19 protein-coding genes and 2 riboswitches are annotated in these 19,572 nt (G+C 66.3%); of the genes, 15 read left to right on the top strand and 4 right to left on the bottom strand.

Annotation, left to right across the window (positions count from 1 at the left end; translation table 11 throughout):
* Window positions 1-27: 27 nt before the first annotated feature.
* Genes ACSFA5_RS17440 through ACSFA5_RS17430 form a run of 3 tightly spaced genes read right to left on the bottom strand, consistent with a single transcriptional unit; the run spans window position 28 to window position 2,888 of the window.
* Complete coding sequence (locus tag ACSFA5_RS17440) at window positions 28-1,257, bottom strand: aminotransferase-like domain-containing protein (protein ID WP_435445297.1); 1,230 nt, start codon at window positions 1,255-1,257, stop codon at window positions 28-30.
* Between the two features lie 51 nt (window positions 1,258-1,308).
* The gene (locus ACSFA5_RS17435; RefSeq protein ID WP_435445296.1) at window positions 1,309-2,292 is read right to left on the bottom strand and encodes a DMT family transporter; all 984 of its coding nucleotides are present in this window, start codon (window positions 2,290-2,292) and stop codon (window positions 1,309-1,311) included.
* Window positions 2,289-2,888 (bottom strand): LysE family translocator, encoded by a 600-nt coding sequence (locus ACSFA5_RS17430; protein WP_435445295.1) that lies wholly within the window; start codon window positions 2,886-2,888, stop codon window positions 2,289-2,291. Before ACSFA5_RS17430 ends, ACSFA5_RS17435 begins: the two co-directional genes overlap by 4 nt.
* A 134-nt stretch (window positions 2,889-3,022) precedes the next feature.
* On the opposite strand from ACSFA5_RS17430, the gene ACSFA5_RS17425 reads away from it, so the two are divergent.
* The 3 genes from ACSFA5_RS17425 to ACSFA5_RS17415 all read left to right on the top strand — a co-directional run bounded on the left by ACSFA5_RS17425 (window position 3,023) and on the right by ACSFA5_RS17415 (window position 6,621).
* On the top strand, window positions 3,023-4,468 hold the full coding sequence (locus ACSFA5_RS17425; RefSeq protein ID WP_435445294.1) for an aminotransferase-like domain-containing protein: 1,446 nt from the start codon (window positions 3,023-3,025) through the stop codon (window positions 4,466-4,468).
* Between the two features lie 68 nt (window positions 4,469-4,536).
* On the top strand, window positions 4,537-5,295 hold the full coding sequence (locus ACSFA5_RS17420) for a PhaM family polyhydroxyalkanoate granule multifunctional regulatory protein (protein ID WP_435445293.1): 759 nt from the start codon (window positions 4,537-4,539) through the stop codon (window positions 5,293-5,295).
* A 45-nt stretch (window positions 5,296-5,340) separates the two neighbouring features.
* The gene (locus ACSFA5_RS17415; RefSeq protein WP_435445292.1) at window positions 5,341-6,621 is read left to right on the top strand and encodes an FIST signal transduction protein; all 1,281 of its coding nucleotides are present in this window, start codon (window positions 5,341-5,343) and stop codon (window positions 6,619-6,621) included.
* Between the two features lie 9 nt (window positions 6,622-6,630).
* Here the strand turns inward: ACSFA5_RS17415 and ACSFA5_RS17410 are convergent, their stop codons facing one another.
* Complete coding sequence (locus ACSFA5_RS17410; protein WP_435445291.1) at window positions 6,631-7,935, bottom strand: D-amino acid dehydrogenase; 1,305 nt, start codon at window positions 7,933-7,935, stop codon at window positions 6,631-6,633.
* A 92-nt stretch (window positions 7,936-8,027) separates the two neighbouring features.
* Window positions 8,028-8,144: riboswitch (glycine riboswitch) on the bottom strand.
* A gap of 30 nt (window positions 8,145-8,174) precedes the next feature.
* A riboswitch (glycine riboswitch) is annotated at window positions 8,175-8,272 on the bottom strand.
* 117 nt (window positions 8,273-8,389) lie between these two features.
* Between ACSFA5_RS17410 and rfbB the strand changes: the two genes are divergently transcribed.
* The 12 genes from rfbB to ACSFA5_RS17350 all read left to right on the top strand — a co-directional run bounded on the left by rfbB (window position 8,390) and on the right by ACSFA5_RS17350 (window position 19,572).
* A complete protein-coding gene (gene rfbB / locus ACSFA5_RS17405; RefSeq protein ID WP_435445290.1) occupies window positions 8,390-9,460 on the top strand; it encodes a dTDP-glucose 4,6-dehydratase in 1,071 nt (356 codons plus the stop codon).
* Window positions 9,457-10,347, top strand: coding sequence for a dTDP-4-dehydrorhamnose reductase (gene rfbD / locus ACSFA5_RS17400; RefSeq protein WP_435445289.1), 891 nt, complete (start codon window positions 9,457-9,459; stop codon window positions 10,345-10,347). The genes rfbB and rfbD overlap by 4 nt, the downstream gene beginning before the upstream one ends.
* A 27-nt stretch (window positions 10,348-10,374) precedes the next feature.
* Window positions 10,375-11,271 carry a glucose-1-phosphate thymidylyltransferase RfbA gene (gene rfbA / locus ACSFA5_RS17395; RefSeq protein ID WP_435445288.1) on the top strand — a complete coding sequence of 299 codons (897 nt, stop codon included), beginning with the start codon at window positions 10,375-10,377 and terminating at the stop codon, window positions 11,269-11,271.
* Window positions 11,268-11,816 (top strand): dTDP-4-dehydrorhamnose 3,5-epimerase, encoded by a 549-nt coding sequence (rfbC, locus tag ACSFA5_RS17390; protein WP_435445287.1) that lies wholly within the window; start codon window positions 11,268-11,270, stop codon window positions 11,814-11,816. Before rfbA ends, rfbC begins: the two co-directional genes overlap by 4 nt.
* Window positions 11,817-11,974: 158 nt before the next feature.
* Window positions 11,975-14,398, top strand: a complete 2,424-nt coding sequence (locus ACSFA5_RS17385) for a hypothetical protein (RefSeq protein ID WP_435445286.1) — start codon at window positions 11,975-11,977, stop codon at window positions 14,396-14,398.
* Entirely contained in the window at window positions 14,395-15,393 is a 999-nt protein-coding gene (locus ACSFA5_RS17380; RefSeq protein ID WP_435445285.1) for a glycosyltransferase family 2 protein, read from the top strand. The genes ACSFA5_RS17385 and ACSFA5_RS17380 overlap by 4 nt, the downstream gene beginning before the upstream one ends.
* A gap of 59 nt (window positions 15,394-15,452) precedes the next feature.
* The gene (locus tag ACSFA5_RS17375; protein ID WP_435445284.1) at window positions 15,453-15,797 is read left to right on the top strand and encodes a hypothetical protein; all 345 of its coding nucleotides are present in this window, start codon (window positions 15,453-15,455) and stop codon (window positions 15,795-15,797) included.
* Window positions 15,734-16,891, top strand: coding sequence for a hypothetical protein (locus tag ACSFA5_RS17370; protein ID WP_435445283.1), 1,158 nt, complete (start codon window positions 15,734-15,736; stop codon window positions 16,889-16,891). The genes ACSFA5_RS17375 and ACSFA5_RS17370 overlap by 64 nt, the downstream gene beginning before the upstream one ends.
* 15 nt (window positions 16,892-16,906) lie before the next feature.
* A complete protein-coding gene (locus ACSFA5_RS17365; RefSeq protein ID WP_126469368.1) occupies window positions 16,907-17,194 on the top strand; it encodes a hypothetical protein in 288 nt (95 codons plus the stop codon).
* A gap of 2 nt (window positions 17,195-17,196) precedes the next feature.
* Window positions 17,197-17,898 (top strand): SDR family NAD(P)-dependent oxidoreductase, encoded by a 702-nt coding sequence (locus ACSFA5_RS17360; protein WP_435445364.1) that lies wholly within the window; start codon window positions 17,197-17,199, stop codon window positions 17,896-17,898.
* Complete coding sequence (locus ACSFA5_RS17355; protein WP_435445282.1) at window positions 17,898-18,560, top strand: MBL fold metallo-hydrolase; 663 nt, start codon at window positions 17,898-17,900, stop codon at window positions 18,558-18,560. The genes ACSFA5_RS17360 and ACSFA5_RS17355 overlap by 1 nt, the downstream gene beginning before the upstream one ends.
* On the top strand, window positions 18,550-19,572 hold the full coding sequence (locus ACSFA5_RS17350) for a 3-oxoacyl-ACP synthase III family protein (RefSeq protein ID WP_435445281.1): 1,023 nt from the start codon (window positions 18,550-18,552) through the stop codon (window positions 19,570-19,572). Before ACSFA5_RS17355 ends, ACSFA5_RS17350 begins: the two co-directional genes overlap by 11 nt.

The raw sequence follows: 19,572 nt of genomic DNA, 5'->3' as shown, positions 1-19,572 counted from the left end.
TCCTGGTGGGTGGGGTGGGTGGCTGCCTCAGATCTGCGCGGCCGCCAGCGTCTTGTCGCCGAGCAGCACCAGCTCTTCGCGCAGCGTTTGCGCCAGCGCGGCGATGGCGATGTCGATCTGCTCGACGCTGGCCGTCACGAACGACAGGCGCAGCGTGCGCGGATCGCCTTCGCCCGCGTAGAACGGCGCGCCGGGCACGAAGGCCACGTTGCGCTCCACCGCCTTGGGCAGCAGCGTGACGGTGTCGATGCCCTCGGGCAGGCGCGCCCACAGGAACATGCCGCCCTTGGGCACGTTGAACTGCACGTCCAGCCCGGCCATCTCGCGCTTCAGCGCGGCGACCATCGCGTCGCGCTGGCGCTTGTACAGCGCGCGGATGGTGGGCACGTGGCGGTCCAGAAAGTTGTCTTTCATCACCGAGGACACCATGCGCTGCGTGAAGATCGGCGTGTGCAGGTCGACCGCCTGCTTGGCCTGCAGCAGCTTCGGGTAGATGGACTTGGGCGCCACCAGGAAGCCCAGGCGCAGGCCGGGTGCCAGCACCTTGGAGAACGAGCCCAGGTAGATCACGCCTTCGGGGTTGCGCGCGGCCAGCGGCAGCGGCGGGGCTTCGTCGAACCAGAGTTCGCCGTAGGGGTTGTCTTCGATGATCGGCAGGTTCGCTTCGGCGGCGGCGGCGGACACGGCGGCGCGGCGCGCTTCGGTCATGGTGCGGCCGGTGGGGTTCTGGAAGTTGGGCAGCAAATAGACGAAGCGCGCGGCGTCTTCCGAAGCGCGCCCTCCGGTCCCGCGTGCCTTGGCGACCAGGTCTTCGACGATCACGCCGTCGTCGTCGCTGGCCACGCCCACGGGGTTCGGCTCCATCGGGCCGAAGGCCTGCAGCGCGCCCAGGTAGGTGGGCGTCTCGACCAGCACCTTGCTGCCCGGATCGATCAGCACCTTGGCCACCAGGTCCAGGCCCTGCTGCGAGCCGGTGGTGATGAGCACCTGCGAGGCGTCGACGTCCCACGGCAGCATGTCGGCCACGGCCTGGCGCAGCGGCGCATAGCCTTCGCTGGCGGCGTACTGCAGGGCGGCCTGGCCGTCGGTGTGCAGCACTTCGGCGCAGGCGTCGGCGAAGGCCTGGATGGGGAAGGTCTTGGGCGAGGGCAGGCCGCCGGCCAGGCTGATGATGCCGGGGCGCTCGGTGACCTTCAGGATTTCACGCAGCACCGACGGGTTCATCTTGGCGGCACGTGCGGCGAGTTTCCAGTTCATGGGTTTCTTTCAGGCGGTGAGGTGAGATTCGAAGGAGAGAGTACAGGCGGATCAGCGCCCGTGCGGGCCGGCCTTGCCGGCGGCGGCTGGCGCTATTTTCGGCGCGGCCGCCTTCATGGGCTTGCCCGCGTTCACCGGCTGCGACAGCCGCTTGCCGACCACCACCGTGGCCACCACGGCGACGGCGAAGCCCAGCGTCACCGGGTCCAGCGGCTCGCCCAGGATCGGGATCGACGCGAGGATCGACAGGAACGGCTGCAGCAGCTGCGTCTGGCTCACGCGCAGCGCGCCGCCCAGCGCCAGGCCGCGGTACCAGGCGAAGAAGCCGATCCACATCGAGAACATGCCCACGTACACGAAGCCCAGCCACGACGCCGTGGCGATGGGCTGCGTCGGCCACAGCGCCAGCGTGGCCGGCAGCGTGAAGGGCAGCGCCATCACGCAGACCCAGCAGATCACGCGCTCGGCGCCCAGCGAGGGCGTGACCTGCGCGCCGTAGATGTAGCCGAACGATGCGGCGATGACCGCGCCCACCAGCAGCAGGTCGGCCCACTCGAAGCCGAAGCCATGCCCGGTCTGGCTCGCGCGCAGCACCGAGAACACCACCACCAGCAGGCTGCCCGCGACGGCGCACAGCCAGAAGCCGAGCCGCGCGCGCTGGTGCAGCACCCAGGCCGCGACAGCGGCTGTCACCAGAGGCAGCAGCGCCGTCACCACCGCCGCATGGCTGGCCGTGACCACGCGCAGTGCATAGGCCAGCAGCAGCGGAAAGCCGATGCAGTTGCCCAGCACCGCGATGCCCAGCGACTTCCACTGGTGCGCGGCCGGGCGCCGCGAGCGCGTGACCAGCAGGAAGATGGCCGACAGCACGCCCGCCAGCGCCGCGCGCCCGAGCGTGACGAACCACGGCGACAGCTGCGGTGCGTCCTGCGTGCCGGTGGCCAGGCGCGTCATGGGCAGCGTGACGGCGAACATCGCCACCCCCAGCACGCCGAGCCACATGCCCAGCGTCTCGTCCCTGATGTCGAGCTTCATACGCGCACCATCCACCAGGCCGTGAGCACCAGCACCAGGCCCATGGCGCGGTTGAACCACAAGAGGCGCTTGCCCCTGGCCAGCCAGTCGCGCAGCAGCGCGCCGAGCAGCGCATAGGTAAGGTTGCTCGCGAAGGCATAGACCATCATCACCGGCGCCACGATGGCGAACCGGCCCAGCGCGTCGGGCTGGCCGGCGATCCAGCCCGCCACCAGCGTGAGCGCCAGCAGCCAGGCCTTTATGTTCACGAACTGCAGCATCACGCCCTGGCCGAAGCCGACCGACAGCTTGTCGCCGTCGGCCTTGCCCAGCGTGGCGCTGCCGCTGAGCTTGTACGCCAGCCACAGCAGGTAGCCGATGCCCAGCACCTTGATGGCCACGCGCAGCGGGGGCACCGCCACCACCAGCGCGCCGATGCCCGCGGCGCACAGCGCCAGCAGCAGCGTCCAGCCGACGGGCACCGCCACGACGAAGCGCATGGCGCGCGGCATGCCGCCGTTGGCGGCCAGGGCGGTGGACAGCGTGGTGTTGGGTCCGGGCGAGAAACTCATCGCCGTGGCCAGCACCAGCAGCGCGGTGAATTCTTGCCAGTTCATGGCACACACTCTAAACTTCAGACCATTACAGTGCCAATACAGATGATCGAACAATCCCGGAATCTGTATTGGTCAATCCTTCGACACAGCGCCGCTTCAAGAGAGCGGGCGCTCCTGCCGCGAGTGAACCACGCATGCTGACACGCACCTCCACCCAGTCGCTCACCAGCCAGCTGGCCGACCGCCTGGCCGAGCGCATTCGCACCCGGCTGCTGGCGCCCGGCGCGCGCCTGCCGTCGGTGCGCGAATGCGCGCGGCAGCAGGGCGTGAGCCCGTACACGGTGGTCGCGGCCTACGACCAGTTGCTGGCGCAGGGGCTGGTCGAGGCCCGCCGGCAACGCGGCTTCTATGTGCGCGACTCGGCCCCGGTACAGGACGGCCGCCCCAGCAACGGCGCGGACGCCGGCACCGTGAGCGGCATGCCCGCCGCGATGGCCGTGCAGATGATGGCCTCGCGCGTGCCGGCCGACGCCAGCTCGCTGATCCGCAGCATGTTCCACCGCCCGAGCGACAAGCCGCAGCCGGGCATGGGCGTGTTCCCGCCGGACTGGATGGCGTCGACCTTCATGCCCACCGCCGTGCGGCGCATGACCGGCACGGCCGTGCTGCAGGAGCTGTCGCTGCAATACGGCGAGCCCGCCGGCGACATGGCGCTGCGCCGCAGCCTGTCGCAGAAGCTGGTGGGCATCAACGTGCCGGCCTCGCCCGAGCAGATCGTGACCACCATCGGTGCCACCCATGCGCTGGACATCGTGAGCCGCACGCTGCTGCGCGCGGGCGACCCGGTCATGGTCGAGGAGCCGGGCTGGGCGCTGGAGTTCGCGCGGCTGGAGGCGCTGGGCATGCGCATCCTGCCGGTGCCGCGCCGCGCCGACGGCCCCGACCTGGAGGTGATGGCGCAGTACTGCCTGCTGCACAAGCCCAAGCTGTTCGTGAGCGTGAGCGTTCTGCACAACCCCACGGGCTACAGCCTCACGCCCGGCAGCGCGCACCGCGTGCTGCAGCTGGCCAACGCGCACGACTTTCACATCGTCGAGGACGACACCTACAGCCACCTCGCGCCCGAGCACGCCACGCGCCTGAGCGCGCTCGACGGGCTGCAGCGCACCATCTACGTGAGCGGCTTCGCGAAGATATTGGCGCCCAACTGGCGCATCGGCTTCCTGGCCGCGCCGCCCGCGCTCAAGGAGCGGCTGCTGGAGACCAAGCTGCTGGCCACGCTGACCTCGCCCACGCTGTTCGAGCGGGCGTTGTCGTGGTGCATCGACCAGGGCCAGCTGCGCCGCCACGCCGAGCGCATGCGCGTCCGGCTGGACGGCGCGCGCAGCCGGTCGGTGAAGCTGGCCATGTCGCACGGCTGCACCTTCGCGTCGGAGCCGGCGGGGCTGTTCGGCTGGGTCGATACCGGCGTGGACACCGACGCGCTCACCCAGCGCATGCTCGACCAGGGCTACCTGCTGGCGCCGGGGTCGCTGTTCCATGCGCGCCGGCCGCCGAGCACCCTGATGCGCATCAACTTCGCGACCTCGCAGGACGCGGCCTTCTGGAAGGTGTTCAGCAAGGTGCGCGGCGAGCTCTGAGGCCTGCGAAAAGCCCGGGGCCTTGGAGTAAGCTGCCGGCACAAGAAAACCCAGCCTGGAGACCCCCCATGAGCAACGCCGACAAGCCCTTCGACTTCAGCCAGTTCGTCCCCGGATTCGACTTCCTGAAGAACCTCGCCGGCGGCGCGGCCGCAGGGGCCGGTACCGGGGCCGGCGCGGTGCCCGGCATTCCGAGCCTGGCGAGCTGGGTGGCGCCCACGCTGAGCGTGGAAGAGGTCGACAAGCGCATCCAGGAACTCAAGACGGTGCAGTACTGGCTCGAGCAGAACGGCCATGCGCTCAAGGCCACGATCCAGGCGCTCGAGGTGCAGAAAATGACCCTGTCCACACTGCGCGGCATGAACGTGCGCATGGAAGACATCGCCAGCGCGTTCACCAAGCAGGCCGCCGCGATGGCGCCGGCGGCTGCGGCGGCCGCGACCGCGCCGGCCCCCGCGCCCGAGCCCGAAGAGGTCGAAGACGAATCGCCCGAGGAAGAAACCTCGGCACCGGCGAAGTCGCGCGGCAAGCCCGCTTCGGCCGGGTCGAAGGCCGGCGGCGCGGGCGTGGTCGACCCCATGCAGTGGTGGGGCGCGCTCACCGAACAGTTCCAGCAGATCGCCAGCACCGCGCTGCAGGACGCGGCCCAGCTCAAGGTGCCGGCCATGGCGCAGCCGCTGGCCGATGCCGTCAAGGCGATGGGCACGCCGGCCGCGCGCAAGCCAGCCGCCGCAAAGCAGGCCGCCGCACGCAAGGCCCCTGCCGCGCCGGCCGCCAAAAAGAAGACCGCCACCGCCGCGCGCAAGCGAACCTCCGCCCGGCGCTGACGTCATACACAGATATTTTTTGAAGAGAACGGGTCGGCACGCATCATGAAGTTGTTTCCCTCCGGTCATGCCACCCATCCGCAGTGGCGCATGGCGGCCGGCCTCGTGCTGGCCCAGTTGCGCGCGCAAATGGCCCTGCCCGACTACGCGTCGGCGCCCACCCTGGGGCTGCTCTACATCACCGACCACTACGCCAGCGACGCGCAGGACATCCTCGACCACCTGAGCGCCGAGCTGTCCGAGGTGACCGACTGGTCGGGCACGGTCGGCATCGGCGTGTCGGCCAACAACGCGGAGTACTTCGACGAGCCCGGCATCAGCCTGATGCTGTGCGCGTTGCCGAGCGACCAGTACCGCGTGTTCTCGGGCGTGGCGCCGCTGGGCAACTCCGAAATGAGCGGCTTCGAGGCGCACACGGCGCTGGTGCATGCCGACCCCGCGACGCCCGACCTGGCCGAGCTGATCGGCGAGATGGCCGGGCGCACCGACACGGGCTACCTGTTCGGCGGGTTGTCGTCGGGCCGCCACGGCTCGCTGCAGTTCGCCATCGGCGGCAACGGCAACATCCGCGGACATGGCGCGGCGGGCGGCGTGTTTTCGGGCGGCATGTCGGGTGTGGTGTTCGGCGAGGGCGTGCGGGTGGTGTCGCGCGTCACGCAGGGCTGCCAGCCGCTGCGCTCGGGCGCGGTGCGCGAGCGCGAGATCACCGAGGCCGACGGCAACCTGCTGCTCAAGCTCGACGGCGAACCGGCGCTCGACGTGCTGCTGGCCGACCTGCAGGTGTCGCTCGAGCGGCCGCAGGAGGCCATCGACGCGGTGCGCAACACGCTGGTGGGGCTGGCCGACGCGGGCAGCGACGGCATCCGCCGCACCGGCGACCTGGGCGCCGATGTGCTGGTGCGCCACATCATCGGCCTGGACCCCACGCGTCGCGGCATCGCCATTGCCGACACGGCCGAGGCCGGCATGCGGCTGACCTTCTGCCGCCGCAACGCGCAGGCCGCGCGGGCCGACCTGATGCGCATCTGCGCCGAAATTCGCGAAGAACTGGAGCCCGAAGAGCAGACGCTGGCCACCGCGCGCGCCGTGGCCGCGGGTGAGGCCGAGGCCGCGCCGCACCCGGCGCGGCGCATTGCCGGGGCGGTGTACGTGAGCTGCTCGGGGCGCGGCGGGCCGCACTTCGGCGCGCCGGGCGCGGAGCTGCAGATCGTGCGGCATGCGCTGGGCGACGTGCCGCTGGTCGGCTTCTTCGCGGCGGGCGAAATTGCCCGCCACCATCTGTATGGCTACACCGGCGTCCTGACGGTGTTCACCAGCAACGACTGACCCTGGCGATCACGCCGGCTGCAGCACGCGCGACTGCGGCGCAGGCATGCCGCCGGTGAACGCGAAATCGACCTCGGGCGCCAGCCCGCTCACGATGCGCGCGATCGACTTGCCCGAGCCGCAGGCGTGCGTCCAGCCGAGCGTGCCGTGGCCGGTGTTCAAGAACAGGTTCGCCAACCTGGTCTTGCCGATCAGCGGCACGTTGCTCGGCGTGGCGGGGCGCAGGCCGGTCCAGAACTGCGCCTGCGTGGTGTCGCCGGCGCCCGGAAACAGCGCTTCGACGCGGCGCACGATGGCTTCGCAGCGCACCGGGTTCAGGTCGCGGTCGTAGCCGTTGAGTTCGGCCGTGCCGGCGATGCGCAGGCGGTCGCCCGACGCCGAGGTGTAGCGCGAGAACACCAGCTTGAACTCGTCGTCGGTCAGCGAGACCTGGTAGGCCTTGGAGGCGTCCTTCACGGGCAGCGTCACCGAGTAGCCCTTGGCCGGGTAGATCGGCAGCCGGATGCCCAGCGGCGCGGCCAGCAGCGGGCTCAGCGAGCCCATCGCCATGACGAACGCGTCGCCGCGAATGCGCTGGAAGCGGCCCTCGGCGTCGGTCACCTCGACGTGGTCGACTTTGCCGCCGGCTTCGCGCAGGGCGGTGACGGTGTGGCTCATCAAGAACTTCACGCCGGCCGCGGCCGCCAGTTTCGAGAGCTCGCGCGCGAAGCGGTTGGCGTCGCCCGATTCGTCTTCCGCCGTGAAGGTGGCGCCCGCGAGCTTGGGGCGGATGTGGGCGAGGGCGGGCTCGATCTTCACCGCCTCGTCGGCTGAGATGACCTGGCGTTCGCAGCCCAGCGCGCGCATCTGCTCGGCGGGGGCGAGGGCGCCGTCGAACTCCTTTTGCGTCGTGTAGAAGTGCAGGATGCCCTGGGTGCGCTGGTCGTAGTCGATGTGCGTGTCACGGCGCAACTGTTGCAACACGTCGCGGCTGTAGGTGCCCAGTTGCACGATCTGTTCGATGTTGTGGCGGGTGCGCGCTGGCGTGCATTCGCGCAGGAACTGCAGGCCCCAGAGCCACTGGCGCATGTCGGCGCGAATGCGAAACAGCAGCGGGGCGTCTTCCTTGCCCAGCCACTGCAGCACCTTGAGCGGTGCGCCCGGGTTGGCCCACGGTTCGGCATGGCTCACGGAAATTTGCCCGCCGTTGGCAAAGCTGGTTTCGGCGGCCGGGGTGGCCTGCCGGTCGATCACGGTCACTTCGTGGCCGAGTTGCTGGAGGTAGTAAGCCGAGGTCACGCCGAGCAGGCCGGCGCCAAGAACGATCACGCGCATTTCAAATACCTTTTGAGGTTGAAGCGCTTGAACGACGGGCGTGGTGTGCTATTGAATCAATAGCAGGCAACCGGACGACCGTGGTCCAAGTTGCCGCTCCCCCTGTCCTCGGTACCTGAGAGATTCACCCGTTGCGCCCGCAGCGGGTTTGCTCCTTCGGTGCATCGTTGCCACTGTGCGTGGTGCGATGGCTCTCCAGACGGCGTTGTCAGTTGGTGCAGTACTGACCCCTTGCCGAAATCTTCTTCGAAGACCTCGTCGGGCCGACCTGAGCGTTCATGGGAGTTTGCGCCTTCGGTAGGGCCACCTGGGTGGCCCGCTCTCCTGCAGTGTGGCCGATTGTAAACACCGGTTGCGCCCGCGAGACAAGCCTTGTGTTTCGGCACACCGACCCAATGGGATAATCGCCAGTTCGTTTGCCGCAGGGCAAATGCTTCATATAACAGGGGACCCCATGATCTTGGTTACCGGCGGCGCTGGCTTCATTGGCGCCAATTTCGTACTCGACTGGATCGCGAACAGCGACGAGCCGGTCGTGAACCTCGACAAACTGACCTACGCGGGCAACCTCGAGACCCTCGCGTCGCTCAAGGGCAACCCCAACCACATCTTCGTGCAGGGCGACATCGGCGACAGCGCGCTGCTCGACCGCCTGCTGGCAGAGCACAAGCCGCGCGCCGTGGTCAACTTTGCAGCCGAATCGCACGTCGACCGCTCCATTCACGGCCCCGAAGACTTCGTGCAGACCAACGTGCTCGGCACCTTCCGCCTGCTCGAATCCGTGCGCGGCTTCTGGAGTGCGCTGCCGGCCGAGCAAAAGGCAGCCTTCCGCTTTCTGCACGTGTCGACCGACGAGGTCTACGGCTCGCTTTCCAAGACCGACCCCGCCTTCACCGAAGAGCACAAGTACGAGCCCAACAGCCCGTACTCGGCCAGCAAGGCCGCCAGCGACCACCTCGTGCGCGCCTGGCACCACACCTACGGCCTGCCGGTGGTTACCACCAACTGCTCGAACAACTACGGGCCGTTTCACTTTCCCGAAAAGCTCATTCCACTGATGATCGTCAACGCGCTGGCCGGCAAGCCGCTGCCCGTGTACGGCGACGGCATGCAGGTGCGCGACTGGCTCTACGTGAAGGACCACTGCAGCGCCATCCGCCGTGTGCTCGAAGCCGGCAAGCTCGGTGAAACGTACAACGTGGGCGGCTGGAACGAGAAGCCCAACATCGAGATCGTCAACACCGTGTGTGCGCTGCTCGACGAACTCAGCCCCAAGGCCGGCGGCAAGCCGTACAAGGAACAGATCACCTACGTCACCGACCGCCCCGGCCACGACCGCCGCTACGCCATCGACGCGCGCAAGCTCGAAGCCGAGCTCGGCTGGAAGCCCGCCGAGACCTTCGACTCCGGCATTCGCAAGACCGTCGAGTGGTACCTCGCGAACAGCGAGTGGGTGCGTAACGTGCAAAGCGGCGCCTACCGCGAGTGGGTCGAAAAACAGTACGACGCGAAGGCTGCTGCATGAAGCTGCTGCTGCTTGGCAAGGGCGGGCAGGTGGGTTGGGAATTGCAGCGCAGCCTGGCGCCGCTGGGTGAGCTGGTGGCGCTCGATTTCGACAGCACCGATTTCCATGCCGACTTCAGCCGCCCCGAGCAACTGGCAGAGACCGTGCTGAAGGTGCGCCCCGACGTCATCGTCAATGCGGCGGCGCACACCGCCGTCGACAAGGCCGAGAGCGAGCCCGAGTTCGCGCGCAAGCTCAACGCCACTTCGCCCGGCGTGGTGGCCGAGGCGGCGCAGCAGATTGGCGCGCTGATGGTGCATTACTCGACCGACTACGTCTTCGACGGCAGCGGCACCGCGCCCTGGAAGGAAGACGACGCGACCGGCCCGCTGAGTGTGTACGGCCAGACCAAGCTCGAGGGCGAGCAGCTGGTGGCGCAGCATTGCGCAAAGCACCTCATCTTTCGCACGAGCTGGGTGTATGCGGCGCGCGGCGGCAACTTCGCCAAGACCATGCTGCGGCTGGCGAAGGAGCGCGACAAGCTCACCGTCATCGACGACCAGTTCGGCGCGCCCACGGGCGCCGAGCTGCTGGCCGACATCACGGCGCACGCCATCCGGGCGACGCTGCAAGACCCCAAGAAAGCCGGCCTCTATCACGCGATTGCCGGCGGCGAAACCACATGGCACGGCTACGCGCGGTATGTGCTCGGGCTGGCGCAGCAGGCCGGCGTCGAGCTCAAGGCCGGACCCGATGCCGTCGAGGCCGTGCCGACCAGCGCCTTCCCGACCCCGGCGAAGCGCCCGCACAACTCGCGCCTGGACACCACCAAGCTGCAGACCACCTTCGGCCTGCGCCTGCCCCCGTGGCAGGACGGCGTTGCGCGCATGCTGCGCGAAACGCTCTGACGCGTGAATTCACACGAGAAGAAAAGCATGACCACGACGACTCAACGCAAGGGCATCATCCTGGCCGGCGGCTCGGGCACCCGCCTGCATCCGGCGACCCTGGCGCTCAGCAAGCAGCTGCTGCCCGTGTATGACAAGCCGATGATCTACTACCCGCTCAGCACGCTGATGCTGGGTGGCATGCGCGACATCCTGATCATCAGCACGCCGCAGGACACGCCGCGCTTCCAGCAACTCCTGGATGACGGCAGCCAGTGGGGCATCAACCTGCAGTACGCGGTGCAGCCGAGCCCGGACGGCCTGGCGCAGGCCTTTCTCATCGGCGACAAGTTCGTGGGCAATTCGCCGAGCGCGCTGGTGCTGGGCGACAACATCTTCTACGGCCACGATCTCGTGAACCTGCTCGCCGACGCCGACAAGAAGCCGTCCGGGGCCACCGTGTTCGCATACCACGTGCAAGACCCGGAGCGCTATGGCGTGGTCGCGTTCGACGCGAAGGGCAAGGCCAGCAGCATCGAAGAGAAGCCCTTGAAGCCCAAGAGCAGCTACGCCGTCACCGGCCTCTACTTCTACGACAACCAGGTGGTGGACATTGCCAAGGCCGTGAAGCCGAGCGCGCGCGGCGAGCTGGAGATCACCGCCGTCAACCAGGCGTACCTCGAACTGGACCAGCTGAACGTGCAGATCATGCAGCGCGGCTACGCCTGGCTGGACACAGGCACGCACGACAGCCTGCTGGAAGCGGGCCAGTTCATTGCGACGCTGGAGCATCGGCAGGGGTTGAAGATTGCTTGTCCGGAAGAGATTTCGTGGCGCAACGGATTCATCTCCAGTGAACAGCTCGAGAAGCTCGCGGCGCCGCTGGAGAAGAGCGGCTACGGCAAATACCTGCGGCACCTGCTGAACGACGAGGTGCGCTCATGAAGGCCACGCCGACAGCCATTCCCGATGTGCTGGTGATCGAGCCCAAGGTGTTCGGCGACGCGCGGGGCTTCTTCTTCGAAAGCTTCAACCAGAAGGCCTTCGACGAAGCGGTCGGCCATCATGTCGATTTCGTTCAGGACAACCACTCGCGCTCGGTCAAGGGCGTGCTACGTGGCTTGCACTACCAAATTCAGCAGCCGCAGGGCAAGCTGGTGAGGGTGGTGCGCGGCACGGTGCTCGACGTGGCGGTGGACATCCGGCGCAAGTCGCCGACTTTCGGCAAATGGGTTTCACAGGAACTGAGCGAAGAAAACCACAAGCAATTGTGGGTGCCCGCGGGCTTCGCGCACGGATTCCTGGTGCTGAGCGATACCGCTGACTTCCTGTACAAGACAACGGACTACTACGCCCCGGCCAACGAACGCTGCATTGCCTGGAACGACCCGGCCATCGCCATCGTTTGGCCCGACCTGCAGAGCGATTTCGTGTTGTCCGCCAAGGACCAGACCGGCAGACGTCTGGCCGACGCCGAAGTATTTGAATGACGCCGTGCGCGGCGCGCCAGCACGGGCGCTTTTCGGGCGCACCCTTCAGTTTTCTTCTCTCATGCGGCCGCACGTTGCGGCCCACATTCATTCGGCCGGTTCCTGACGACGGCGAAAATGAACAACTCACCGTCTCGCATTTTTTCTAAGCGCCGCCAATGAATTTCAGATGGACCACCGTGCTTGCCCTGCTCCTCCTGGGCGGCGTGGCAACGGCGACAGGCTTGCACCAGCTGAGTTGGCATTCGATCGCCGCCCTCCGGTGGGACGCGCTCAAGCCATACGCCGTGGTGATGGCGAGCGGCATGTTCGTCGCCGAAATCTGTTCGCGCTGGCTCGGCATCCATCGGCTGGCGGCCGGCGCGGCCGTGGCAGCCGCCATTGCATTGGCCACGGGCGCGGCGGGCGCCTTGCTGGTCGTGGCGTGGATCGCGCTCGCGAGCCACGTGGTGGGCTCGACGGTGCTGACGGTGTGGAGCAAGCGCAGCGAAGCGCCCTCGGCCCTGATCTCGGTGCTCGTGGGCGCTGTCGTGTATGGGTCGCTGATCGGCCTTGCCGCGCACTGGCCCATCAACTACCCGGGCTTGTACGCCATCGCGCTGGCCTTGCCGATCGTTTTCGGCTGGCGGCAGGTTCGCACGGCGCTGCTGTCGATGAAGACCTTCGCCCGCAGCAAGTCGACGTCCTGGCTGGACCTGCTGATCGTCGGCGTGGCGCTGGCTCACTTCATCGTGGCGTTGATGCCGGAAACCGGGCACGACGCCCTGGCCTCGCACCTGTTCATTCCCGCGCACCTCGCGGCGCGCCACGCCTGGGGCTTCGACGTCAGCCTGTATGCGTGGGCGGTGATGCCGATGATGGGCGACTGGCTGTTCTCGCTGGGCTACATGCTGGCGGGCGAAACAGGCGCTCGCCTGGTCAATGTCGGCTTCGTGCTGGCCACCTGCTGCCTGGTGCGCGAACTCGTGCTGTGGGCCGGCGGCAGCCGGGCCGGTGCGAAGTGGGGCGCGCTGCTGTTGCTCACCACGCCGCTGGCGCTGCTCGAAAGCAGCAGCCTCTACATCGAATCCGTCTGGGCGGCCTTCGCGGTCGCCGGCGCGCTGTCGCTTTTCAGGGCGCTGCAGCGCGACGGGCAGCGGCCCGCCGACATCCGCTCGGCCGCCATCCTGCTCGGCGGCGCACTGGCCGCGAAAGCGATCACGCTGGCGATCCTTCCCGGGTTGTTCATCGTGTTCCTGGTGCGTTTTCGCGTGTGGGCCATCAAGGCATCGGCGGGGCGCTTCGCGCGTGCACTTGGGCTGTTCGCGCTGGTAGGCTGCGTTCCCTACCTCACCGCATGGGTGCTCACCAAAAATCCGTTGTTCCCCTATTTCAACGAGATCTTCCGTTCGAAGCTCTGGCCTCTGGCCAACTTCCAGGACTCCCGCTGGACCAAGGGCTTCAAGTGGGACACGCTCTACCAGGCGACCTTCCACACCGAAACCTTTCTGGAAAGCTGGCCGGGCGCGAGCGGTTTCCAGTGGGTGCTGCTCCTGCTGCCCGCGGTCGTGCTGGTGGCTCGCAAAGGAAAGCAGCGCGCGCTGGCGATTCTCTTCGTGGGTGCGGCTTCGGCGGTGGTGACGTTCCAGTCCATCGCCTACCTTCGCTACATCTTCCCGGCCTTCGTGTTGATGGTCGCGTTGATCGCCGCCGCGTTCTCGCAGCCGGAAAACACCTCGCCGACCGGCAAGCGGGCGCTCTGGATCGCCGGCGCCGTCGTCGTGCTGCTGAACCTCGTCTTCCTGAAATCGGCAACCCACTACGGCGACATCGTGGCGCAGCCGCTGCTCAGCCAGACCGGCAGGGAAGCCTTCCTGCGCGAGCGGCTGCCCATTCGCAGCGCGGTCGACGTGGTGAACAAGCTCAACCTCGACGACTCGCCAGTGGCGGTGTTCTCCTCGCCGCTGGGTGCCGGCCTTCATGCCGATGCGCTGTACCCCAGTTGGTACAACCCGAATTTCGAGCGCGCCGTGACCGCTGCCGATTCGACCGACGCGATGGCCAGGGCGCTGGTGCTGGCGGGCGGCGACTACCTCGTTCTCGACAGCGGCTGGGGCACGCCCGTGCTGAGAAAACTGATCGAGGACTCGAGCGACCCGGTGGCTGCGTTCGTGCCCATTGCCGTGCGGCGCGTCAAGGATCAATATCGGTTCGCGCAGGAACTGCTGCGCAACCCCGAATTCGCCGCGGACGACGGCTGGTACCTGCCACCTGGCAATTTGGACAGGCGCGCGGGCCGCATCTCGGTCAACGTGACGGCCGTGGCGACGCAGCAGGTTCCCGTGGTCGCCGGACGCCGCTACAAGAACAGCGCGAAGAGCGTCTGCGACACGCAACCGACCCAGGGTCGCCTGCAGGTGAACTGGATGGATGCCAAGGGCCGGTTCATCGCAACGAACATCCAGGTGTTCGAATGCACCGCCGAGGCCACGACCTATTCCATGGAAGTCAGGGCGCCCCGAAAAGCAGCCACTGCCGTCGTCTATGCCTCGGGCCAGACCGCCGTCCCCGTCACCTTCAGTGAAGTATCTTTCAAACAATGACCTCCACCAGCTACGAAACGCAGATGTCGAGCGCCCGGATCGCGGTCGTGATCCCGTCCTACAAGGTCACCCGGCACATCGCGCCGCTGATTGCATCGATCCCTTCGTACGTCTGGAAAATCTACGTGGTGGACGATGCCTGTCCCGACCAGTCGGGCAACTTCGTCAAGGCGAATTGCACCGATCCGCGAATCACCATCGTTTTTCATGAGGTCAACCAGGGCGTCGGCGGTGCGGTCATGACCGGCTACCGCGAGGCCATCAAGGACGGCGCCCAGGTCATCGTGAAAATCGACGGCGACGGCCAGATGGACCCGACGCTCATTCCCAACTTTGTAGACCCCATTCTTTCGGGCGAGGCCGACTACACCAAGGGGAACCGGTTCTTCGACCTGGAAAAGGTCCGCGCCATGCCCAAGGTTCGCCTCATCGGCAACGCGGTTCTTTCGCTGATGACCAAGCTTTCGTCCGGCTATTGGGACCTGTTTGACCCGACCAACGGTTACACGGCCATTCATGCGCGGGTGGCCGAACACCTGCCCATGGAAAAGCTGAGCCGTCGCTATTTCTTTGAAACCGATGTGCTGTTTCGGCTCAACACGCTGCGCGCGGTGGTCATGGACGTGCCGATGGAGGCACAGTACGGCGACGAAGTCAGCAATCTGAAAATTTCGAAGATCGTGACTGAATTTCTTTTCAAGCACGCGAGAAATTTCATGAAGCGAATTGGCTACAACTACTACCTGCGCGACATGTCACTCGGCTCGCTGGAATTGCCGGTCGGCCTTTTGCTGTTTTTTGGTGGTGGCGTATTCGGTATTTACCACTGGATCAATTCCATGCGCGCCGGCGTTGAAACATCGTCGGGCACGGTGATGCTCGCGGCGCTTCCCATCCTGATGGGAATTCAATTGATTCTTTCATTCTTTGGCCAGGACATTGCCGCGGTTCCGCGCACGCCCCTGCACAAGAAGATTTCACGACGCGTCCTGTGACCGATTCACCGGAACATATCTACTCCAACAATGGACGAAGCGGTCAAATGATTAATGTCATGCTGACATTGCTGTTTGCAATGATCATGGGCTCGGGGCAGTTGGTGCTGTCCCAGGCATCGAAGGAAGTTTTTGCGCTGGGAGGCTTGTCGATCAATGCCTTGCTCACCAGCAAATGGCTTTGGCTCGGAATTTTCATCTATGGCTTTGCCATGATCTTCTGGGTTTATATCCTGTCGCGTTTCGACGTGAAATACGCCTACCCCATTTCTTCGACTGCCATTTTCTTCACCGCCATTTTCCAAGCGATCATTCAGCGCAACATGCCCAGCGGGAGCTATTGGCTGGGGCTGGCGCTGGTCGTGGTGGGCCTCGTCGTTCTTTCGATCGACAAGAAAATCTGAGTGCAGGCGTCGCAATTCCGATGAACAAGATTCGACTGGAGGCGCTGCAGGCGGACGGACTCGACGAACAGATCGCCGTTGGCGCCGCGGTGTATTCGACCCCCGAAGTCACCGACCGCGAGCACCTTCGCTGGAAGCACCTGGGCAACCCGGGCGGCGTCTCCACGAGCATCAGCGCCCGAAACCCGCAAGGTGAACTGGTCGGGCGTTCGTTCCTGCAGCCGCGGCGCGTGTCGCTGGGCGCGGCGGAGTCGTGCGCAGGGGCCACCGTCACCGACCTCGTGGTGAAGCCCGAAGAGCGCAACGCGGCCACCATGATCTCGATGACCCGCGCGGTGCGTGCGCCCGAAGGCATCGACGTCGTGTTTCACACCTCGAACGAGGTGAGCGACATCTTCTATCGCAAGCTGTTCAAGTTCCCGGTCGCGTTTTCCTTGCAGGCCGCGGGCTTGCCGATCGGCGTTGCCGGTGCGATCGGGCGCTTCGTGTCGAACCGTGCGCTCATCGCGTTCGGCAATTTCCTGGCGTCACCCTGGCGGTTGCTGATCCGCGCGGCCGCGGGTGCAGGCGCGTGGGGCACAGGCCTGGCGTTCGGCATGGCCCCTCAAGAAGCCGAAAGGGCCGAGGTGTTCCGGCGCTTTCGGGACTATGCCGGCCCTCACCTCGCGCGCGACGATGCATTCGTCGACTGGCGGTTTTCCAAAGGCACCTTGTTCCGCGGCGATGTGAAGTGGCTCTGGAAAAAGCAGGAGTGCCTGGGCTATCTGGCGTTCAAGCAGGTCGAACTGGCCGGGCTGAAGATCATGGTCATCATGGACTCGGTGTTGTCGCGGCCGCTGTCGGGCGGAGAATCGGCGCACCTGAAGCTGATGGCGGCGCGCGTGGCGGCCGACGCCGGTTGCGACGCGGTGTTCACCCTTGCGAACCTGCACAACCCGGCCTTGAAGTGGATGCGTGGCTTTCCGTTCATCGGCATCCCCGACCGCCACCTGCCGCATCCGACACCGATATTCGTTCATGCCGTCGAGGGCAGGCGCGGCGCCATGGCGCGAGCGGATCTGTTCTTTTCGCTGGCAGACCTGGACTATTTTTAAACTGGAAGGAACATCATGAGTGACTTGGCAAAACAGATCGTCGACGAGGCGATCCTCGAAGTGAACGCGGACCAGGACGCCGATGCGCAGATCGCGAACGAGCCGCACACCGCGCTGCTCAGCGAAGGCAGCAACGTCGACTCGCTCGCGCTGGTGCGCCTGCTGCTGGCCGTCGAGCGGATCATCGAAGAGAAGACCGGCAAGGCCATCACGGTGGTGGACGACACCGCCTTCGAAACCGAGCAGAGCCCCTTCGCCACCGTCGGCACGCTGCTGCAGCACGTGACCCACCTGCTGGCTTGAACATGCAGGACGGCCGCATTCTGATCACCGGTGCCAGCAGGGGCCTGGGCCGTGGGCTGGTCGAGCGGCTTCTCGCGGCCGGTGCCATCGTGTCGGGTTGCTCGCGGCAGTCGTCCGACATCGAGCACCCGAACTACACGCACTTCGTCGTCGACATCAGCGACGAGCCGGGCGTCGTCGCCATGTTCAAGGACATCGCGGCGCTCAAGGTGCCGTTGACGCTGCTGGTCAACAACGCGGGCGTTTCGCAGGCCAGCCTGGGCATCCTGACGCGGGCCGCCAATGCCGAGGCCATCATCCGCACCAACCTGCTCGGGACCTTTTTTGTTTCCCGGGAAGCGCTCAAACTGATGCAGCGCCAGAAGTACGGCCGCATCGTGAACTTCTCGTCCATCAACGTTCCGCTGGGCAGTGCCGGCAGCTCCCTCTACAACGCCAGCAAGGCGGGGGTGGAGGCTTTCTCGAACGTGCTCGCCAGGGAGTGCGGCAACACGGACATCACCATCAACACGCTGGGCCTGTCGCTGGTCAACAACTCCGGCATGCTGGAGGCGCTCGGCGAAAAGGCCGTGTCCGCCAAGCAGTCGAACATGCTGAAGCCGAAGGTGCTCGAGGTGGACGAGATTCTTCACGCGGTGAATTTCTTCGCTTCCCCGCTGGCGCGCAACATGACGTGCCAGACCCTTTATTTCGGGGGGCTGTGATGACCGCCAGCACCAGTCACGCCCACAGCGGCACCGACGCGGACAGCGTCTGGACTTTCACCAACGGCAAATGGCGGCAGAACTGCTATGTGGTCGGCAACGCGCAACGCAAGGCGCTGATCGTCGACCCGGGCAGCGACGCCGAAGGCTTGCTCGCGCTCATCGACACGCTCGGCGTGACGCCGGTGGCCATCGTCAACACGCACGCGCACTACGATCACATCGGCGCGGTGGCCGCGGTGCAGGAAAAGTTCGGCATTCCGTTCTACCTGCACGGTGACGATGCCAAGCTGATGAAGCAGGCCAACATCTACAAGATCCTGTTCGAGAGCAAGACCAGCATCAAGGTGCCGGAGTTCGACCGCAATCTGGCCGAATTGGAGGGCGACGAACTGGTGCTCGACGGGTTCGTCGTGCGCATCGTGCGCACGCCGGGCCACACGCCCGGAAGCACCTGCCTGATCGTTGGCAACAACCTGTTCAGCGGCGACACGCTGCTGCCGGGAGCCCCCGGCAGGACCGACCTGCCCGGCGGCGACAAGAAAAAGCTGGCACAAACGCTGGAAAGCCTGCGCCAGCTGGACGCTGGTTATCTCGTGCATCCGGGCCACGGCAAGCCGTTCGCCCTGGGCGAGTTCTGGAGCAAGTTCGATGACAAATAACGCCGGTGTCGGCATCGAGGGCATCGGCTACAGCCTTGGCGCCCTGACGGTGACCAACGCCCAGTTGCAGGCCGAGAACCCGCACTGGGACATGTCCAAGACCATCGAGAGAACCGGTGTGTCCTCCAGGCCGATCGCAGCCGAAGGAGAAACGGCGCTCGACCTCGCGATGCAGGCGAGCGCCGACGTGTTCCGGCGCCTCGACATCGGCGCGGGCGACATCGACGCCCTGATCTTCTGCACGCAGACGCCCGACCATGTGCTGCCGCCGAACTCGGTGCTGCTGCACGGCAGGCTCGGCATGCTGCCCTCGGTCATGGCCTTCGACATCACGCATGCCTGCTCGGGATTCGTCTACGCGCTGGGCATCGCGCGCAGCCTCGTGATCAGCGGCACCGCACGCCGGGTGCTGGTGGTTACCGCGGATACCTATTCGCGCCTGGTGCATCCGCTGGACCGGTCGATCCGGCCGTTGTTCGGCGACGGCGCCGCAGCCACGGTCGTTTCCGCACAGCAGCCGAAGCTGCGTGTAATCGACGCAAGCTTCGGCACGTCCGGAAAGAACGCCGAGCGCTTCATCGTGAAGAACGGCGGCGCCCGCCATGCGTCGACCGCCGGCGGTGCGCCGGCCGAACCCGACCGAAGCGGCCGCATTCACAGCGACGATCACATCCGCATGGACGGCATCGGCCTGCTGAGCTTCTTCAACAACGCCGTGCCGACGGCGGTGCGCGACATGCTCGGCAAGCATGCGCTCGCCGTTTCCGACATCTCGCTGTTCGTGTTTCACCAGGCCAGCCGGCTGGCGCTCGACGGCATCTCGCGTGCGCTGCAGATACCCGAGCAGAAGATGGTCGTCGACATGGAGGACACGGGCAATCTCGTCTCGGCCTCCATTCCCGTGGTGCTGGCCAAGCTCATCGACAAGGGTGTCGTTGCCGAAGGCCAGACCATCGTTCTTTGCGGCTTCGGCGTGGGTTTGTCCTGGGCCACCGTTCTCATTCAAGTTTGA

The organism is Variovorax monticola, assembly GCF_051216855.1.
Lineage (GTDB): Bacteria > Pseudomonadota > Gammaproteobacteria > Burkholderiales > Burkholderiaceae_C > Variovorax.
This window is presented reverse-complemented; position numbering and strand designations above follow the sequence as displayed.

Excerpts from the sequence above, each read along its gene's own strand:
- ACSFA5_RS17440 (WP_435445297.1), bottom strand. The coding sequence starts at position 1,257 with ATGAACTGGAAACTCGCCGCACGTGCCGCCAAGATGAACCCGTCGGTG.
- ACSFA5_RS17435 (WP_435445296.1), bottom strand. The coding sequence starts at position 2,292 with ATGAAGCTCGACATCAGGGACGAGACGCTGGGCATGTGGCTCGGCGTG.
- ACSFA5_RS17430 (WP_435445295.1), bottom strand. The coding sequence starts at position 2,888 with ATGAACTGGCAAGAATTCACCGCGCTGCTGGTGCTGGCCACGGCGATG.
- ACSFA5_RS17425 (WP_435445294.1), top strand. The coding sequence starts at position 3,023 with ATGCTGACACGCACCTCCACCCAGTCGCTCACCAGCCAGCTGGCCGAC.
- ACSFA5_RS17420 (WP_435445293.1), top strand. The coding sequence starts at position 4,537 with ATGAGCAACGCCGACAAGCCCTTCGACTTCAGCCAGTTCGTCCCCGGA.
- ACSFA5_RS17415 (WP_435445292.1), top strand. The coding sequence starts at position 5,341 with ATGAAGTTGTTTCCCTCCGGTCATGCCACCCATCCGCAGTGGCGCATG.
- ACSFA5_RS17410 (WP_435445291.1), bottom strand. The coding sequence starts at position 7,935 with ATGCGCGTGATCGTTCTTGGCGCCGGCCTGCTCGGCGTGACCTCGGCT.
- rfbB (WP_435445290.1), top strand. The coding sequence starts at position 8,390 with ATGATCTTGGTTACCGGCGGCGCTGGCTTCATTGGCGCCAATTTCGTA.
- rfbD (WP_435445289.1), top strand. The coding sequence starts at position 9,457 with ATGAAGCTGCTGCTGCTTGGCAAGGGCGGGCAGGTGGGTTGGGAATTG.
- rfbA (WP_435445288.1), top strand. The coding sequence starts at position 10,375 with ATGACCACGACGACTCAACGCAAGGGCATCATCCTGGCCGGCGGCTCG.
- rfbC (WP_435445287.1), top strand. The coding sequence starts at position 11,268 with ATGAAGGCCACGCCGACAGCCATTCCCGATGTGCTGGTGATCGAGCCC.
- ACSFA5_RS17385 (WP_435445286.1), top strand. The coding sequence starts at position 11,975 with ATGAATTTCAGATGGACCACCGTGCTTGCCCTGCTCCTCCTGGGCGGC.
- ACSFA5_RS17380 (WP_435445285.1), top strand. The coding sequence starts at position 14,395 with ATGACCTCCACCAGCTACGAAACGCAGATGTCGAGCGCCCGGATCGCG.
- ACSFA5_RS17375 (WP_435445284.1), top strand. The coding sequence starts at position 15,453 with ATGCTGACATTGCTGTTTGCAATGATCATGGGCTCGGGGCAGTTGGTG.
- ACSFA5_RS17365 (WP_126469368.1), top strand. The coding sequence starts at position 16,907 with ATGAGTGACTTGGCAAAACAGATCGTCGACGAGGCGATCCTCGAAGTG.
- ACSFA5_RS17360 (WP_435445364.1), top strand. The coding sequence starts at position 17,197 with ATGCAGGACGGCCGCATTCTGATCACCGGTGCCAGCAGGGGCCTGGGC.
- ACSFA5_RS17355 (WP_435445282.1), top strand. The coding sequence starts at position 17,898 with ATGACCGCCAGCACCAGTCACGCCCACAGCGGCACCGACGCGGACAGC.
- ACSFA5_RS17350 (WP_435445281.1), top strand. The coding sequence starts at position 18,550 with ATGACAAATAACGCCGGTGTCGGCATCGAGGGCATCGGCTACAGCCTT.